Below are 16,135 nucleotides of genomic sequence, written 5' to 3' on the forward strand. Positions count from 1 at the left end.
AATCTCGGTGTCGATCCCGGACGACGCCCGCGGCATCCGTTCGAGTGAACAACGAAAACCGGGCCGGCTCCCGTAGGAGCCGGCCCGGTTTTGTCGTGCGTCCGGTCAGTGGACCGGTGGAGCCTCTTCGAGCAGAGCGTCTGCGCGGGCCTTGAAGAACCGCGTGCAGTACAGCATCGCTGCGGCGAGGAACGCGAACACGCCGAGGGACACGATGCCCCAGACGCCACTGTCGGTCGGGTTCGTCTCGTTGATGCTCGTGCGCATGATCGGGGCGACGAAGCCACCGAGGTTACCCAGCGAGTTGATGAGACCGATACCTGCGGCAGCTGCCGTTCCGGTGAGGAACGCGGTCGGGTACGACCAGGTGATCGGACCAACCGAGAGGAAGCTGGCGACGGCGATCGTGATGAACACGATGCCGACAAACGGCAGGTTGTTTGCGCCGGCCCAGGCGGAACCCAGGATGGCGAGACCGGTGAGGATGTAGAACAGCGTGCCCCAGTTGCGGCGACGGATGATGGTCGAGGCGTGCTTTCCGAAGAAGTAGCACGCGAAGAGGCCGACGAGCCACGGAATGGCGGAAACAAGTCCGACCTGCCAGCCAACGTCCTGTCCGATCAGGCCGGCGACCTGCTGCGGGAGGTAGAACGTGGTGCCGTAGACGGCGATCTGGAGGCAGAAGTAGATGATGGTGAAGTACCACACCTTCCAGCTCGACATCGCGCGCCAGATACCGGTGGGTCCGTCTTCCGTTCGGACAGCGTCTTCCCTGGCCATCACCTCCGTGAGGGCGTCCTTCTCTTCCTGGTTGAGGAACTTCGCCTTTTGCGGACTGTTCACAAGGAGGAAGAGCGCTGCGATACCGGCTATCACCGCCAACATGCCTTCGACGAAGAACATGACCTGCCAACCGTGCCACGGCGTCAGGGTGTCACCGAAGCTGATCAGGCCGCCGCTGAGCGGGGCGCCGAGCATCTGCGAGAACGGCTGTGCCAGATAGAAGATCGCGAACATCTGCACGCGGACCTTGTTGGGGAACCACTCCGCGAGGAACATGATGACACCGGGGAACAGTCCGGCCTCGGTGACACCGAGGAGGAACCGCAGGATGATGAACATCGTGTCGTTCGTGGTGAAGGCGAACGCCGCGGCGACGATTCCCCACGTGATGGCGATCCGCGCAAGCCAGAACCTGGCGCCGAATTTCTTCAGGAGCAGGTTGCTGGGGATCTCGAAGATCGCGTAACCGATGAAGAAGATACCTGCGCCGAGCGCGAATGCGCCCTGCGAGATACCACGATCCATCGACAGCGCCTCTTCGGCGAAACCGATGTTCGTGCGGTCCAGGAAGGCGACGAAGTACAGAATGACGAGCATCGGCATGAGGTGCCGTGCTGCCTTCGAAATCGCCGACTTGAGGGCCGGGCTGTGGGCATTGAGATCAATGCCACCAGCGGGAATTGGTGCGGACAACTGCGCTCTCCTTTGAGTTCTGAGAAGAATTGGTCGGATACCTTCCGCGGGACTCGCGGAAGGCGGGGAGGATGTGGATCAGCCGAGGACGCTCGGGGCCAGCAGCCAGATCCCGACGCCGACGAGAATGATCCCGGCGACGAGGAAGAGGATGCGTCCCTTGGACCAGGGACCTGTTGCTCCGGTCATGGTCGGCGCCTCAGTGCATGTAGAGGCCGCCGTCAACGTTCAGGGTCTGGCCCGTCACGAATCCGGAGTCCTCGCTGATGAGGTAGGCGATGGCAGCCGCGATGTCGCGGGGCGTTCCGATGCGGGGAAGAACGCCGTCGGCCGCCATGGCTTCCTTGCGCTCGTCGGTCAGGGTGCCGCCCATGATGTCTGTGTCGATCGGGCCGGGGGAGATGACGTTGACGGTGATGCCGTCCTTGCCGAGCTCGCGAGCGACACTGCGGGAGAAGCCGATGACGCCGGCCTTGGCCGCCGAGTACACCGTCTTGCTGAAGGTGCCGCCGCCGCGCTGGGCCGAGACGGAGGAGAGGTTGACGACACGGCCAACACCGTTCTTCACCATCGACTCAACGGCGCGACGGGTGGCGAAGTGCACACCGTTCATGTTGATGCCCATGACGCGGTTCCACTCGTCGGCGGTGACCTCGAGGTACGGCACCGGCGAGGAGACACCGGCGAGGTTGACGAGGGCGACGACCTGGGGGAGCGCCGCTTCGAGCTTGTCGAATGCCGCACGGACCTGTGCGTCATCGGCGACGTTTGCGCCGGCACCCGCGGCGCGGACACCGTGCTGCTCGGCGATTTCGGCGGCGACCTTCTCAGCGGCATCCGCGTCGAGGTCGATGATTCCGATGTTCCAGCCCTGCTCCGCGAGGTAGTGGGCTGAAGCACGGCCGATGCCCCGCGGCGACGCTGCGCCGGTGAGGATGACCGTGCGGGATTCGGGGAACGCTGATGTCATTTGTCGAATCCTTTTGTCAGTTCGAGGGGTGGATGGGGGCTGGGCCGAGCTCATCCATGAGCTTCTTGATGGCCACGTACGCCTTGTTGCGGTAGGCGATCAGTTCCGCCGTGCGCTCGGACGGGACATCGAGGTACCCGGCGCCGGTCTTGGTGCCGAACTTGCCGGCGTCGACGAGTTCCTTGAGCGAGTCCGGGGTCGCGAAACGCTCAGGCCAGCGGGTCTGCAGGGAGGCGTAGCAGAACGAGTACACGTCGAGCCCGGCCATGTCCGCGATCGCGAAGGGTCCGAAGACCGGCAGGCGGAAGCCGAAGGTGGTGCGAACGATGGTGTCGATGTCCTCGGGGGTTGCGACGCCCTCTTCGACGAGCTGGGTCGCCTCGTGGAACAGCGCGTACTGGAGACGGTTGAGCACGAAGCCCGTCGCATCCTTGACCCTGGCGGTCTCCTTGCCGGTCGCCGCGACGATCTCCTCGACGAGTTCGATCGCCTTCGCGTCGGTTCCTTCGTGCGGGATCAGCTCGACACCCGGAATGAAGGGAGCCGGGTTGGAGAAGTGGACACCGAGGAAGCGTTCCGGGTTGACGACGGCTTCCGCGAGTGAGCTGATGAGGATCGTCGAGGTGTTCGAGCCGATGATGGCATCCGGGCGTGCTGCTTCGCTGATGCGCTTCAGCGTTGCGTGCTTGATCTCGATCTTTTCCGGCACCGCCTCTTCGATGAAGTCGGCGTCTGCGACAGCCTCCTCGATCGATGCGGACGGCGAGACGTTCGCCTGGATGCGCTCGACGGCATCCGCGGGGAAGAGGTCGTCAGCGACGAACTGGCGGGCCTCCTCGATCAGGCGCTCGTAGTTGCTCTTGGCGATCTCTTCGGAGATGTCGGCGAGGCGGACGGTTGCGCCAGACAGTGCGAGCACCTGGGCGATTCCCCCGCCCATGTATCCGGAGCCGACGATGGCAATGATGCGGTTGGTCATGATGTTCTCCTATGCCTTGGGAAGAAGTGAGCGGATGTACTTCTGGTTGGTGGCGCACATGCCGAGGCTGTCTCCGCCGTAGTGCTCCGCGAGGATGATGCCGTTGTAGCCGAGTGCGATCGCGTCGCGGAACACCTGCCGGTAGTTGATGAGGCCGGCTTCCATCGTTGAGGGAACCGAGGTGTACCAGCTGCCGTCTGCAGCCTCGTCACGGGTGTAGTTCTTGACGTGCCAGTAGTTGGCGTACGGAAGGGTCTTCGCGAACAGCTCGCGCCAGTCTTCGACCGGGCGGTGCAGGCGGATGAGGTTGGCGACGTCGGGGTTGATGCCCACGTTGTCGAGTCCGACATCTTCGACGAAGCGCACGGCGGAATCGGCGGTACCGACGTAGGTGTCCTCGTACATCTCGAGCGACAGCGGGAGACCCACGGATGCCGCGTGCTCACCCAGTTCGCGGATGCGCTTGACGGCGGTGTCCCACACGTCGCGGTCGTCGGGGTCCTTGGGGCCCTCGGCGGTCCAGAACCAGAGGGCCTTCTTCTGCGCATCGCTGAACGGCTGGTGGAGTCCGGTGGAGAAGACCTCCATGCCCCATTCTGCTGCTGCGTCGATGGTGCGGTGCGCGTAGGCGAGGTTCTTTTCCTCGTGCCCCGGCATGATCACGCTCTGGCGCTGGAGGTGCACGGACGGGATACCGACACCGTGCGACTTGGCGATCGAGAGGAACTCGTCACGACGGGAGGGCTCGAGGTCGGCCGGACGCACGTGGCTGTCGGCGAGTTCCGCGAGGTTGAATCCCACGTCAGCAACCTGGGCGAACATGTCGTCCCAGACCTCGGCCGGGGCGTCGTGCATGGCCAGACCCTGCTTGTCGACCGGTGCGAATGCGTGGAGACAGGTGGCGATGGGCCAGGTCTCGGCTGTGTACGTTGGCTTCTCAGACGGCATGGTTGCTCCATTGCAGTTGGGGTTCGAGGGGATGCCGCAATCACTCGCGGCTAGAAAAGATCCTATAGGAAACAGTACTCCCGGTCCCTCGAACTGTAAAGACCCCCGTTTTTCGAGCGGATGCCGCGGGTCAGGTGCCCGGTCGTCCGTAGGTTTCGAGAAGACGCAGCCAGATCTCGTTGACGGTGGGGTACGCGGGTACCGCGTGCCAGAGCCGGTCGATCGGAACCTCGCCCACCACCGCGATCGTCGCGGCCTGCAGGAGCTCGCTCACGTCAGGTCCGACGAAGGTCACACCGACGACGACCTTGCGTCGTTCATCGACAACCATCCGCGCCTGACCGCGGTATCCGTCGGCGTAGACGCTCGCGCCGGCGACGTGACCGATCTGATAGTCGACGGAACGCACGTCGTAGCCCGCCTTCTTCGCGGCATCCTCGGTAAGGCCGACGGATGCGACCTCGGGCTCGGTGAATGTCACCTGCGGGACCGCTTCATGGTCGGCCGTCGCGACGTGGCTGCCCCACGCGTTGTCCGACACCGGTCTGCCCGCGGCTCGAGCGGCGATCACGTCGCCTGATGCCCTCGCCTGGTACTTACCCTGATGGGTGAGCAGTGCCCGGTGGGTCACGTCACCGGCGGCGTAGAGCCAGTCGAAGCCGCGAACGAGCATGGTGTCGTCGGTGTCGAGCCAGTCGCCTGGGCGAAGGCCGACGGCGTCCAGGCCGATGTCGTCCGTGCGGGGGGACCGGCCGGTGGCGACGAGGATCTCCTCGGCGGAGATGGATTCACCGTCCGATGTCTCGACCGTGACACCGGCATCCGATCTCGTCACGCGGCGTGCCTCCGTTCCGAGGAGCACGGTGACGCCGCGCTCGCGCAGCGCTTCCGTGACGAGTTCGCCGGCGAACGGTTCCATTCCGCTGAGGAGCCCGCTGCGGGCAACGATCGTCACCGTGGTGCCGAAGTCGGCGAACGCGGTCGCCATCTCGGCGCCGACGACGCCGCCGCCGAGGATCACGAGGCTCGCGGGCGCCTTTTTCGCGCTCGTCGCTTCGCGGCTTGTCCACGGGTTCGCGGCTCGCAGGCCGTCGATGTCGGGGATGAGGGCGCGCGAGCCGGTGGCGACGGACACCGCGTGTCGCGCCGTCAGGACCGTGGTGCTGCCGTCGGCACCTGTGACAGTCACCTGTTTCGGGGCTGTGATCCGGCCGTAGCCGCGGATGAGGTCGATGCCGGCGCTGTCCAGCCATTTCACCTGCGAGTCATCGGACCAGTTGCTCGTGAAGGAATCGCGCCGGGCGAGGACGGCATCCACATTCAGATCCCCGGTGACGGCTTCGGCCGCTCCGGGCACGCGTTGCGCCGCTCGAAGCGCCTGACCCGAGCGGAGCAGCGCTTTCGACGGCATGCAGGCCCAGTATGAGCATTCCCCTCCGACGAGTTCGTTCTCGACGATGACGACGCTGAGCCCTCCCTGCACCGCCCGATCGGCGACGTTCTCACCGACGGCTCCCGCGCCGAGAACGATGAGGTCATACTCCGTGGTGGTCATCTGTTGTTCCTCCCGATGGTGGTGCTCGTTCTCGGTTTAGCACGTTCCACGACGGTTTAAGCGATTCCGTGATTGTTTAAGCGCGAGGAGTGGAAAATACTGCGGTTTACCGGCAGCTGCCGGTATTTCGGTTGCCGCTGCTCCCGCACCGGTGGGCGTCAGCTTTGCTGAGCCGAAATCCCCCTGTATGCTTGGACGAGGTAGTTGAAATCTGCCAAGCTTCTTTGCGCCTATTTTCTTGTTTTCTCCCCGATCACGTGAAATGCCGGCAAAAAGTAGTGCGTCAGATTTCTCCTGTCCTGACCGGGGGAAATACCGGTTCTAGGGCGGTGGCTCAATTGGTAGAGCAGCGGTCTCCAAAACCGCAGGTTGCAGGTTCGAGTCCTGTCCGCCCTGCGCGTCGGTAGTGAAATTTACGAAGTACCGGCACATGAAAGGTGTATCCAGGTGGCCCGAAACGTGATCGACGAACCGAACGAGGAAATCGTCGCAGCAGCAAAGAAGGACCGCGCGGCAAAGCGTGGGCCCTTTGCCGGGATCATCCTGTTTTTGAAGCAGGTCATCGCTGAACTCAAGAAGGTCGTCACCCCGACCCGAAAAGAACTGTTCAGCTACACCGGCGTCGTGCTCGTGTTCGTCGTGATCATGATGGCCCTGGTGTACGGCCTGGACCAGTTGTTCGGCTGGCTCGTCGTCTTCGTGTTCGGGACGCCCACCGCCTGACGGTAGGGCGGCATCCGATCGAATGATCGACACGAACTGTGGCCCACGAAGCCACACCACAAGCAACAGGAATGAGATTTAGGTGTCTGAGAGAAATCTGGACGACGTCGACTGGTCGACTGCCGCTGAGCAGTCCAGTGAGGACGACGAAGCACAGGAGGGCAACGTGCTCGCCTCGCAGGAGCACTCCGTTGAGCCTGCCGAGCGCGAAGCGCTGCATGTCGAAGACTCGAACGCTGCCGTCGACCTCGACGCCGTTCTCGACGCCCTCGCCGAGGCGAACGATCCCGAAGCAGACGCCGTCGTAGACGACGCCCTCGAGATCGACGAAGCCGCTGAAGCCGAAGCCGCCGCACTCGCGATCGGTGACGAGGTCGATGTCGAGCAGGAAGAGGAAGCTGCCGAGGAGCCCGAGGTCGAGCCGTACACCGGCGAAGAGCCGGATGTCGCCGAGGAAGCCGCAGACGTCGACCCGTACGACGCCTTCCGTGCCGAACTGCGCAGCCTGCCAGGCAAGTGGTTCGTCATCCACTCGTACGCCGGCTTCGAGCGCAAGGTCAAGGCGAACATCGAGCAGCGCAAGGGCTCACTCGACGTCGCCGACTTCATCTATCAGGTCGAAGTTCCGATGGAAGATGTCGTCGAAATCAAGAACGGCCAGCGCAAGATGGTCACCCGTGTGCGCATTCCGGGCTACGTGCTCGTGCGTATGGACCTGAACGAGGACTCCTGGTCGGTCGTCCGTCACACTCCAGGCGTCACCGGCTTCGTCGGCAACGCCCACAACCCGACGCCGCTGCGCTTCGAAGAGTCCTTCAACATGCTGAAGAGCCTCGTCGAGGTCAAGGACACCGCCCCGGCGAAGTCCACCGGTGGCAAGGGCGGCCAGACCCCCCGTGCCATTCCGGCAGAGGTCGACTTCGAGATCGGCGAGACCATCACCATCAAGGAAGGCTCGTTCGCAGGCCTTCCCGGTTCGATCAGCGAGATCAAGCCGGAGAGCGGCAAGCTCACCGTCCTCGTCTCACTGTTCGAGCGCGAGACCCCGGTCGAGCTCAGCTTCGACCAGGTCACCAAGCTCTAGATTTCCCCACACCACCGCGGCCCAACCGGGCCTGCGGGAGAGCATCCGTCATTCGGCGGGAGCTCGAAACCCAATAAGAAGGAAGAAACATGGCACCGAAGAAGAAGGTTACTGGTCTGATCAAACTTCAGATCAAGGCCGGCGCCGCCAACCCCGCCCCGCCCATCGGCCCGGCACTGGGTCAGCACGGCGTGAACATCATGGAATTCTGCAAGGCCTACAACGCCCAGACCGAAGCCCAGCGCGGAAACGTCATCCCGGTTGAGATCACCGTCTACGAGGACCGTTCGTTCACGTTCATCCTCAAGACCCCGCCGGCCGCTGAGCTCATCAAGAAGGCTGCAGGCGTTGCCAAGGGTTCAGGAACCCCGCACACCGTCAAGGTCGCCAAGCTCACCAAGGACCAGGTCCGCGAAATCGCCGAGGTCAAGATGGCCGACCTCAACGCGAACGACATCGAGGCCGCCTCGAAGATCATCGCCGGTACCGCTCGCTCCATGGGTATCACTACCGAGGCGTAAGCCTTCCCAGGCAGTGGGCACCGCTCACGACCTTCAGATTTATACGTGGCAGCGCCGGCCAGGCGCAAATGACCACATTCTCGAATTGGAGAAATTCACATGGCACAGAAGTCAAAGGCCTACCGGGCCGCCGCCGAGAAAATCGGCACCGACAAGGTTTACTCGGCACAGGAGGCAGTCGCCCTCGCCAAGGAGACCGGTTCGGCCAAGTTCGACTCGACCGTTGAGGTTGCCCTCAAGCTCGGCGTCGACCCCCGCAAGGCAGACCAGATGGTCCGCGGAACGGTGATTCTTCCCCACGGCACCGGTAAGACCGCCCGCGTCATCGTTTTCGCAACGGGCCCGGCAGCAGAAGCCGCAATCGCGGCAGGCGCTGACGAGGTCGGTGGCGACGAGCTCATCGAGAAGGTGGCCGCCGGCTACACCTCGTTCGACTCCGCTGTCTCGACCCCGGAGCTCATGGGCAAGGTCGGTCGCCTCGGAAAGGTCCTCGGACCCCGTGGCCTCATGCCGAACCCGAAGACCGGCACCGTGACGCCTGACGTCGCCAAGGCCGTCAACGAGATCAAGGGTGGAAAGATCGAGTTCCGCGTCGACAAGCACTCCAACGTGCACTTCGTCGTGGGCAAGGCGTCCTTCGCTCCCGAGCAGCTCAACGAGAACATCCAGTCTGCTCTCGAAGAGGTCAACCGCCTCAAGCCGTCCTCCTCGAAGGGCCGGTACATCCTCAAGGGAACCGTCTCGACCACCTTCGGTCCCGGCATCCCGATGGACATCAACAGCATCTAGTTCCTCGCGAACGAAACACAAGGCCCCGCGGTTCTCGCGGGGCCTTGTGCGTTGCCGCTCCGCTCTAAACTGGCGAGGTGACGATCACGGTGAGACAGGCAACGACCACGGATGCCGCGAGGCTGGCCGAGCTCGCGGAGATCACCTTCCCGCTCGCGTGCCCTCCAGGCAGCGATCCCGAGAACATTGCGGCGTTCATCGCGACCCATCTGAGCCCTGAGCGATTCGCCGGATACCTGAGCGATGACGGCAGGCGGATCCTGGTGGCCGAGGACGACACCGGAATGTGTGGATACACGATGCTCGTGCTCGGGGAACCCTCGGACACGGATGTCGCCTCTGCGCTGACCATCCGCCCGACGATCGAACTGAGCAAGGTCTACGTTCTCGCCGGTTCGCACGGGCGCGGAGTGTCCGCTCCGCTCATTGCGGCTACCCTCGATGCCGCTGCGGAGACTCAGGCAGCGGGGATCTGGCTCGGCGTCAACGATCAGAACGCTCGCGCTGTGCGGTTCTACGAGAAGAGCGGCTTCCGGATCGTCGGGAGAAAAACGTTCCAGCTCGGCTCGGGACTCGAGAACGACTTCGTGATGGAACGCCGGTTGTGAGTTCAGCGACCCGGTACCGTGAGCACGATCTTGCCGCGCGTGTGCCCGGCCTCGAGAGCGCGGTGCGCGGCCGCGACGTCTGACAGGTCGAAGACCTGATCGACGAAGACCCGCACGTCGCGAGACTCGAGCAGCCTGCTGATCGTCGACAGGGTGTCGCCGTCCGGCGCGACCTTGTACGTCGTCGCACGTACGCCGGCTGTCGCCGCTTCGTCGAGGAACGTCGGCCAGCTGCCGGTCGGCGCGTTCACGATGAGCCCGCCCGGCGTCAACACCGAGAGCGAACGTGACCCGGTGTTGTCGTGCACGTTGCCGATGAGATCGATGACGACGTCGATGTCGCCCGTCTCGTCCTCGAAGCGGGTCGCGGTGTAGTCGATGACCTCGGATGCCCCGAGCTCGCGAAGCCAGTCCTGGTTGCGTGACGACCCCGTTGCGATGACATGCGCTCCGAAATAGCGGGCGAACTGCACAGCGAAGTGACCGACACCTCCGCTGCCCGCGTGGATCAGCATCCGCTGGCCCTGGTGAGCCTTCGCGACGTCGACGACCATTCCCCATGCAGTGAGCGCGGCGAGCGGGACCCCTGCTGCCTCGACGTGGGACAGGTTCGCGGGTTTGCGGGCGAGCGAGAGGCTCGGCACCGCAACGTACTGGGCGTAGCTGCCGGGCAAACGCGGTACGCCGACCATGCCGTACACCTCGGTGCCCGGTGAGAGCGGATGCGCTTCATAGGGGGACTTCACGACGATCCCGCTGAAATCGTTGCCGAGGATGGCTGGGTAGCTCAGCCCGGCAGCGACCCCCTTGCCCGACCGGGTCTTCGCGTCGATCGGGTTGATCCCCGCAGCGACGACCTTCACCACGAACTCGGACACGAACGGCGCTGGTGGCGCCACCGTATCCAGATGGAATACGTCCGCGTCGCCCGGACCGTCGATCATCGCTGCCAGCATCGATTCGGGGACGCTCAGGTCGGGTGCGTCAGGAAACTCGTCTCTCGTCGCCGTCATGTCCCGAGTCTGCCACGTCAGCCAGACGCCTTCACGCATGATTTCCCCCCGTTGCTGCGGCCATGACTCCCAGCTAACCCGGGCAATGAGTCAGCGGTGTTACGGCGCCGTTCCCGCATGGAGAAAAGTTGGGCGCAACACCAACGACCTACGGGATGTCGTACGGGTCGTCGTGGACGAGGTAGCGCGACGGCGGGCGGGTGGTGCGGCGGTGCAGCTCGTCGATGAGGTTGTTGGCGAGTCCGACGAGTTTGCCGATCTCGCGATCGTCGCGTTCGACCCAGCGGCAGTTGGGTTCGTCGTCGACCGGGATGAAGTTGCTGTGTTCCTCCCACACCACGAGGGTGCGTTCGGCGCCCAGCACGTATTGCTGCCACCAGATCTGGCGCAGATAGTTGCGCGGCACCGACCGCCACGCCTTTGTCGTCGTCTTGATCTCGGCCAGGACGAGAGCGCCGGATGCCGTTACCGCCAGTCCATCGGGAGTGGCCAGATGGCGTCGCTCGATTTCGGCATGGAAGAGAGCCGATGACGGTGCTATGCCATGGGTGGCAGCGACCCAGCTGGCGATCTCGGGTTCGCGCGCGCGACCGTGGTCGGTAAAGCGGTTGCCGGAGAAGCCGGGTCCGCCCCCCAGTTTCTCAGTCGCGACGGCGTCGATGGCCGCAGGACCGGAGAGCCGGGCGACATCCGTCGCCGTGATGCCACGGGATCGAGCCCTGAGCCATGCCACCCTGTCCGTCGAGTCGGCGACCAGTCGGTCGAGGTAGGTGGATGGCACCCCTCTATTGTGCCTCGCTCCCGACGACACGCCCGCCAGCACTGATCTGTCGGCGTGCCTCGTCGAGAACGGTCAGGACCGACAGCGTCTCGTCAAGGGAATGCAGGGGCGACTCGGTGTGGCCATCCGAGATGTAGCGGGCGACGGCGGCAGCCTGATAGCTGAGTCCCTCGCGCCAGACGAGACCGGAGGTGTCGTCGTAGCGGACGGCATCCGCCCCAGCCGGCGAGAAGGTGAACCCACCCGGGCCGACGAACACCCGGTCGATGGTCAGCCGGCCGCCGGTGCCGGAGATGCTCGCCGTGTTCGGGGTGTCGGCGAGAAGCGTCGTCGACAGCAGCGCTTGTGCCCCTGTCGCCGTCTCGAGCAGCAGCGACGACTGGACGTCGACGCCGGTGGGCGAGAGCAGCCCCTGCGCGGTGACCGACGAGAAAGCGCCGAGCGCGAAGGATGCCGTGGACACGAGGTAGACGCCGAGATCGAGCAGCGCACCGCCGCCGAGCGCGGGGTTGAAGAATCGGGATTCCGGGTCGTACGGTGCGCGGAACCCATAGTCCGCGCTGAACAACCTCACGTCGCCGAGTGCGCCGTCGGTGAGCAGTTGCCGGATCACGTCGAACTTCGGCAGGTATTTCGACCACATCGCTTCCATCGCGAAGACACCAGCGGCACGGGCAGCGTTCACCACGAGGGCGGCGTCCGCGGCGCTCGTCGCCATCGGCTTCTCGACGAGGACGTGCTTCCCAGCGGCGATCGCGTCGAGGGCGAGGCGCACGTGTTCCGTGTGCGGGACCGCGATGTAGACGACGTCGATGTCCGGGTCGGCGAAGAGGTCGTCATGGCTGCCGTACGAACGACGGATGCCGTTGGCCGCGGCAAACTGCGACGCACGGTCCGCTGACCGGGAGGACACGGCGACGACGTTCTGACTCGTATGGGTCAGGACCGCACGGGTGAAGTCCGTGGCGATGCCGCCTGGCCCGACGATGCCCCATCTCAACGCCGGAGCGTTCTGCGGGTCGGGGAATCGAGGAGTCGGGAGCGTCGTCATTGGCGGGGCCGATCTGCGCGTGCGCGTTGGGGTCAGAGGGCCTGGGCGGCCGCGGTGAGTACCTGGTTGAGGGTGGGAACGCCTGCGGCGCGGAACACTTCCGTGCCGTCGTCGGTGAGAACGACGACGGTCGGCGTCATGCGGATGCCGTCATCGGCAGCGACCGCGTTCTCGCGAGCCACGTCGCGTTCGATCACCGTCGCCTGCGGAACCAGCCGGGCGGCATCCTCGAGCACGGAACGTGCCTGGGCGCACGGTGCGCAGAAAGCGGAGGTGTAGAGAACGAGCTGCATGCTCCAAGCCAACCACGTCTGGCGCAACCCTGTTCCCGCCGATCCGAAACTCGACCAGACTGAACGCATGAGAATCGCAGTCACAGGGGGATCAGGCAAGCTCGGCCGCACCGTGGTCAGGGAACTTCGCGAGGCAGGGCTTGAGGTGATCAACCTTGATGCCACGGGAGAGCGGGGAAAGGGTTTCGTCCGCGTCGACCTCACCGACTACGGGCAGACCCTCGACGCGCTCCTCGGCGTCGACGACCAGCACGATGGATTCGACGCCGTCGTGCACCTCGCCGCCATTCCGGCATCCGGTCTGGCGAGCAATGTCGCAACGTTCTCGAACAACATGCTCGCCACGTACAACGTTTTCTCGGCGGCCATTCGCGCCGGGATCCGCAACGTCGTGTACGCGTCGAGCGAGACCGTGCTCGGCCTGCCGTTCGACGTGCCACCGCCATACGTACCCGTCGATGAGGAGTACCCGGCCCGCCCGGAGAGCACGTACTCGCTCGTCAAGCACCTCGAGGAGCAGATGGCGATCGAGCTGGTGCGCTGGAACCCCGACCTCAAGATCGTCGCCCTCCGGTTCTCGAACGTGATGTACTCCGAGGACTACGCCGAGTTCCCGTCGTTCGACGAGAACGCCGCGAACCGCAAGTGGAACCTGTGGGGCTACATCGACGCGCGCGACGGTGCCCAGGCGGTGCTCCGTTCTCTCGAACTCGAGAGCGTCGGTTTCGACCGGTTCATCATCGCGGCGGCTGACACGGTGTCGAGCCGGCCGAACGCGGAACTTCTCGCGGAAGTGTTCCCCGACGTACCCGTGACGCGTGAGGTCGGCGAACACGACACTCTGCTGTCGATCGACAAGGCGCGGCGGATCCTCGACTACTCCCCGAAGCACAGCTGGCGCGACGGCGTCTGAAACCGAGACTGCAGTAGTGGCCCGAAAACCTCGTCGCTTTTTCGGGCCACTACCGGCATCTCGTGAAGTCGTCCCGGTCACCCAGCTGGTACATAGGGTTCTCAAAGGCTGATCCCCATACTGGGAACGTGAGCACCTTTCTGTCCCCGACGTCCCAGCCCACAGCGGCCCTGCGCCGTGCCGACGGCAGTGCGATTCGGATCCTCGTCGTCGACGACGAAGCGAGCCTGACCGATCTGATGAAGATGGCCTTGAGGTACGAGGGCTGGGAGGTTCGCACCGCAGGAACGGGCCGCGCCGCGCTCGAGGTCGCCCGCGAATTCCGTCCGGATGCGATCGTTCTCGACATCATGCTCCCCGACCTCGACGGAATGAGCGTGCTGCGCCGGCTTCGCGGTGACGGCGACGACGTTCCCGTCCTGTTCCTCACCGCGAAGGATGCTCTCGACGAACGCATCGCGGGGCTGACCGCAGGGGGAGACGACTACGTCACCAAGCCGTTCAGTCTCGAAGAGGTCGTCGCCCGCCTGCGGAGCTTGATCCGCCGGTCGACGCTCACCGCAGCATCCGATGGACCGATACGAGCCGTCGGTGACCTCACCCTCGACGAAGACAGCCACGAGGTGACACGGGCCGGTGTGGCGATCGAGCTGACCGCGACCGAATACGAGTTGCTCCGGTTCCTCATGCGCAATCCGCGGCGGGTGCTGAGCAAGGCACAGATCCTCGACCGGGTGTGGAGTTACGACTTCGAGGGCAAGGCAAGCGTTGTCGAGCTGTACATCTCTTACCTGCGCAAGAAGATCGACGCGGGCAGGGAGCCCATGATCCATACCGTCCGCGGTGCGGGCTACCTGCTCAAGCCAGCGGGGATCCCCGGGTGAACCGGATGCCGTCGTGGACGCTCCGCAAACGGCTGGTCGTCGCCGTCGTGGCGCTGCTCGCGCTTGCGGCCATCGTGATCGGTGCGGCGAGCGTGCTGAGCGTCCGGGCGGTTTTGCTCGAGCGTGTCGACGGCCAGCTGGCGGCGGCGACCACTCGCTCCTCAGGAGCCGCGGATCTTCCGCGCACCGGGCAGCTTCCGTCCCCGTCCCGACCGGAGGCACCCGACTTCATCGGGGCGCCCGGCCAGGCCGCAGGAACCCTGGGCGCGATCATCGACGGCGGAGTCGTGCGGTACGCCGGCTACACCGATGCGGCGGGCACGCTGCTGCCACTGACCACCGAGCAGTTCTCCGAACTCCTGCCGCTGACGATCGGGGCGGATCCGGTGTCGCTGGACCTGCCGGGGCTCGGCAACTACCGCGTCGTCGCGGTCGACACCGGGGGAGGGGCCCTCGTCGTCGGGCTGCCTCTCGCTGACCTCGAGTTTTCGGTCGCCCAGCTGATCGCGGTGGTAACGGGGATCTCGCTCGGCGCGCTCGCCCTCGCCGGGGCTGCCGCATACGTCATCGTCCGGCTGGCTCTTCGTCCGCTCGACCGGGTCGCGCTCGCCGCATCCGAGGTGTCCGAACTTCCGCTCGATCGGGGCGAGGTGGCGCTCGCCGTTCGTGTGCCGGAGCAGGACGCGGACCCGGACACCGAGGTGGGCAGGGTCGGTGCGGCCATCAACAGGATGATCGGCCACGTTGCGAACGCGCTCACAGCGCGGCAGGCATCGGAGAACAAGGTGAGGACGTTCGTCTCAGACGCGAGCCACGAACTGCGTACGCCGCTCGCGTCGATCCGTGGTTACGCGGAACTCACCCGACGGTCGGGCGAGCGGCTCCCCGAGGATGCGACATACGCGCTGGGGCGAATCGAGTCCGAGGCCATCCGCATGACCACCATCGTCGAAGATCTCCTGCTGCTCGCGCGGCTCGACGAGGGCCGGGAGCTCGGGCGCGAGAGCGTCGACCTCGCGATGCTCCTCGGCAACGCCGTCCGTGACGCGCGGACGTCATCGCCCGAACATCGGTGGGACCTGGAACTGCCCGAGGCATCCGTCGTCATCGCGGGAGATACCCAGCGCCTGTTCCAGGTGGTCGCCAACCTCCTCGGGAACGCCCGCGTGCACACGCCGCCAGGCACCCGCGTCACCACGCGACTCGAAACGACCGAGACGGATGCCGTGATCACCGTTCTCGACAACGGTCCGGGAATCGACCCCTCCGTTCTCGACTCGGTGTTCGAACGGTTCGTTCGCGGCGATGAATCCCGCCAGCGTGCGTCGGGTGGCACAGGACTCGGGCTCGCCATCGTCGCCGGAGTCGTCGATGCGCACGGTGGATCGGTGTCGGTCGAATCCGGGCCAGGCCGCACGGCGTTCAGGGTGATCCTCCCGCGGTCGACGTTCGATTAGCAGTAAGAGCCCCGGCGGGTTCAAGGAAGTGACGCAACACCCTGATCTCAGGGAGTTGCTATGGCTGGTCGTCCGGCGGTGCCGATCGAT

General features: G+C 64.9%; 17 protein-coding genes and 1 tRNA gene. 9 read left to right on the forward strand and 9 right to left on the reverse strand.

Annotated elements, in window-relative coordinates; all coding sequences use genetic code 11:
• Positions 1-105: 105 nt before the first annotated feature.
• From D9V29_RS14340 to D9V29_RS14360, 5 genes are all read right to left on the reverse strand, one after another.
• On the reverse strand, positions 106-1,476 hold the full coding sequence (locus D9V29_RS14340; protein ID WP_229790594.1) for an MFS transporter: 1,371 nt from the start codon (positions 1,474-1,476) through the stop codon (positions 106-108).
• 199 nt (positions 1,477-1,675) lie between these two features.
• On the reverse strand, positions 1,676-2,446 hold the full coding sequence (locus tag D9V29_RS14345; RefSeq protein WP_121674016.1) for an SDR family NAD(P)-dependent oxidoreductase: 771 nt from the start codon (positions 2,444-2,446) through the stop codon (positions 1,676-1,678).
• Positions 2,447-2,462: 16 nt separating this feature from the next.
• Positions 2,463-3,425, reverse strand: coding sequence for a 3-hydroxyacyl-CoA dehydrogenase family protein (locus tag D9V29_RS14350; protein WP_121674017.1), 963 nt, complete (start codon positions 3,423-3,425; stop codon positions 2,463-2,465).
• A 9-nt stretch (positions 3,426-3,434) separates the two neighbouring features.
• Positions 3,435-4,373 carry a sugar phosphate isomerase/epimerase family protein gene (locus tag D9V29_RS14355; protein WP_121674018.1) on the reverse strand — a complete coding sequence of 313 codons (939 nt, stop codon included), beginning with the start codon at positions 4,371-4,373 and terminating at the stop codon, positions 3,435-3,437.
• 130 nt (positions 4,374-4,503) lie between these two features.
• Complete coding sequence (locus tag D9V29_RS14360; RefSeq protein WP_121674019.1) at positions 4,504-5,928, reverse strand: dihydrolipoyl dehydrogenase family protein; 1,425 nt, start codon at positions 5,926-5,928, stop codon at positions 4,504-4,506.
• Between the two features lie 323 nt (positions 5,929-6,251).
• Here D9V29_RS14360 and D9V29_RS14365 point away from each other — a divergent pair.
• The 6 genes from D9V29_RS14365 to D9V29_RS14390 all read left to right on the forward strand — a co-directional run bounded on the left by D9V29_RS14365 (position 6,252) and on the right by D9V29_RS14390 (position 9,653).
• A tRNA-Trp gene (locus tag D9V29_RS14365) sits at positions 6,252-6,324 on the forward strand.
• 51 nt (positions 6,325-6,375) lie between these two features.
• Complete coding sequence (gene secE / locus D9V29_RS14370; RefSeq protein ID WP_121674020.1) at positions 6,376-6,651, forward strand: preprotein translocase subunit SecE; 276 nt, start codon at positions 6,376-6,378, stop codon at positions 6,649-6,651.
• Positions 6,652-6,733: 82 nt separating this feature from the next.
• Entirely contained in the window at positions 6,734-7,735 is a 1,002-nt protein-coding gene (gene nusG / locus D9V29_RS14375) for a transcription termination/antitermination protein NusG (RefSeq protein WP_121674021.1), read from the forward strand.
• Positions 7,736-7,824: 89 nt separating this feature from the next.
• Complete coding sequence (gene rplK / locus D9V29_RS14380) at positions 7,825-8,256, forward strand: 50S ribosomal protein L11 (protein ID WP_121674022.1); 432 nt, start codon at positions 7,825-7,827, stop codon at positions 8,254-8,256.
• 99 nt (positions 8,257-8,355) lie between these two features.
• Positions 8,356-9,045, forward strand: a complete 690-nt coding sequence (gene rplA / locus D9V29_RS14385) for a 50S ribosomal protein L1 (RefSeq protein WP_121674023.1) — start codon at positions 8,356-8,358, stop codon at positions 9,043-9,045.
• A 77-nt stretch (positions 9,046-9,122) separates the two neighbouring features.
• Positions 9,123-9,653 (forward strand): GNAT family N-acetyltransferase, encoded by a 531-nt coding sequence (locus D9V29_RS14390; protein WP_121674024.1) that lies wholly within the window; start codon positions 9,123-9,125, stop codon positions 9,651-9,653.
• Positions 9,654-9,655: 2 nt separating this feature from the next.
• Here D9V29_RS14390 and D9V29_RS14395 read toward each other — a convergent pair whose 3' ends face one another.
• From D9V29_RS14395 to D9V29_RS14410, 4 genes are all read right to left on the reverse strand, one after another.
• Complete coding sequence (locus D9V29_RS14395; protein WP_229790595.1) at positions 9,656-10,666, reverse strand: NADP-dependent oxidoreductase; 1,011 nt, start codon at positions 10,664-10,666, stop codon at positions 9,656-9,658.
• Positions 10,667-10,814: 148 nt separating this feature from the next.
• Positions 10,815-11,447 carry a YqaJ viral recombinase family protein gene (locus D9V29_RS14400; protein ID WP_121674025.1) on the reverse strand — a complete coding sequence of 211 codons (633 nt, stop codon included), beginning with the start codon at positions 11,445-11,447 and terminating at the stop codon, positions 10,815-10,817.
• 4 nt (positions 11,448-11,451) lie between these two features.
• A complete protein-coding gene (locus D9V29_RS14405) occupies positions 11,452-12,498 on the reverse strand; it encodes a Gfo/Idh/MocA family protein (RefSeq protein ID WP_121674026.1) in 1,047 nt (348 codons plus the stop codon).
• 32 nt (positions 12,499-12,530) lie between these two features.
• Positions 12,531-12,791, reverse strand: coding sequence for a thioredoxin family protein (locus tag D9V29_RS14410; RefSeq protein WP_121674027.1), 261 nt, complete (start codon positions 12,789-12,791; stop codon positions 12,531-12,533).
• 67 nt (positions 12,792-12,858) lie between these two features.
• On the opposite strand from D9V29_RS14410, the gene D9V29_RS14415 reads away from it, so the two are divergent.
• From D9V29_RS14415 to D9V29_RS14425, 3 genes are all read left to right on the forward strand, one after another.
• Positions 12,859-13,704 carry an NAD-dependent epimerase/dehydratase family protein gene (locus tag D9V29_RS14415; protein WP_121674031.1) on the forward strand — a complete coding sequence of 282 codons (846 nt, stop codon included), beginning with the start codon at positions 12,859-12,861 and terminating at the stop codon, positions 13,702-13,704.
• 128 nt (positions 13,705-13,832) lie between these two features.
• Positions 13,833-14,588 carry a response regulator transcription factor gene (locus tag D9V29_RS14420; RefSeq protein ID WP_121674028.1) on the forward strand — a complete coding sequence of 252 codons (756 nt, stop codon included), beginning with the start codon at positions 13,833-13,835 and terminating at the stop codon, positions 14,586-14,588.
• A gap of 5 nt (positions 14,589-14,593) precedes the next feature.
• Positions 14,594-16,045, forward strand: a complete 1,452-nt coding sequence (locus D9V29_RS14425; protein ID WP_121674032.1) for a sensor histidine kinase — start codon at positions 14,594-14,596, stop codon at positions 16,043-16,045.
• The last annotated feature ends 90 nt before the right edge of the window (positions 16,046-16,135 follow it).

The sequence above is a fragment of the Mycetocola manganoxydans genome (assembly GCF_003667545.1).
GTDB classification, from domain to species: Bacteria; Actinomycetota; Actinomycetes; order Actinomycetales; family Microbacteriaceae; genus Mycetocola_A; species Mycetocola_A manganoxydans.

Coding starts and splice junctions, on each gene's coding strand:
- rplA (WP_121674023.1), top strand. CDS start 8,356: ATGGCACAGAAGTCAAAGGCCTACCGGGCCGCCGCCGAGAAAATCGGC.
- D9V29_RS14350 (WP_121674017.1), bottom strand. CDS start 3,425: ATGACCAACCGCATCATTGCCATCGTCGGCTCCGGATACATGGGCGGG.
- D9V29_RS14360 (WP_121674019.1), bottom strand. CDS start 5,928: ATGACCACCACGGAGTATGACCTCATCGTTCTCGGCGCGGGAGCCGTC.
- D9V29_RS14415 (WP_121674031.1), top strand. CDS start 12,859: ATGAGAATCGCAGTCACAGGGGGATCAGGCAAGCTCGGCCGCACCGTG.
- D9V29_RS14405 (WP_121674026.1), bottom strand. CDS start 12,498: ATGACGACGCTCCCGACTCCTCGATTCCCCGACCCGCAGAACGCTCCG.
- D9V29_RS14425 (WP_121674032.1), top strand. CDS start 14,594: ATGCCGTCGTGGACGCTCCGCAAACGGCTGGTCGTCGCCGTCGTGGCG.
- D9V29_RS14410 (WP_121674027.1), bottom strand. CDS start 12,791: ATGCAGCTCGTTCTCTACACCTCCGCTTTCTGCGCACCGTGCGCCCAG.
- rplK (WP_121674022.1), top strand. CDS start 7,825: ATGGCACCGAAGAAGAAGGTTACTGGTCTGATCAAACTTCAGATCAAG.
- D9V29_RS14395 (WP_229790595.1), bottom strand. CDS start 10,666: ATGACGGCGACGAGAGACGAGTTTCCTGACGCACCCGACCTGAGCGTC.
- D9V29_RS14345 (WP_121674016.1), bottom strand. CDS start 2,446: ATGACATCAGCGTTCCCCGAATCCCGCACGGTCATCCTCACCGGCGCA.
- D9V29_RS14355 (WP_121674018.1), bottom strand. CDS start 4,373: ATGCCGTCTGAGAAGCCAACGTACACAGCCGAGACCTGGCCCATCGCC.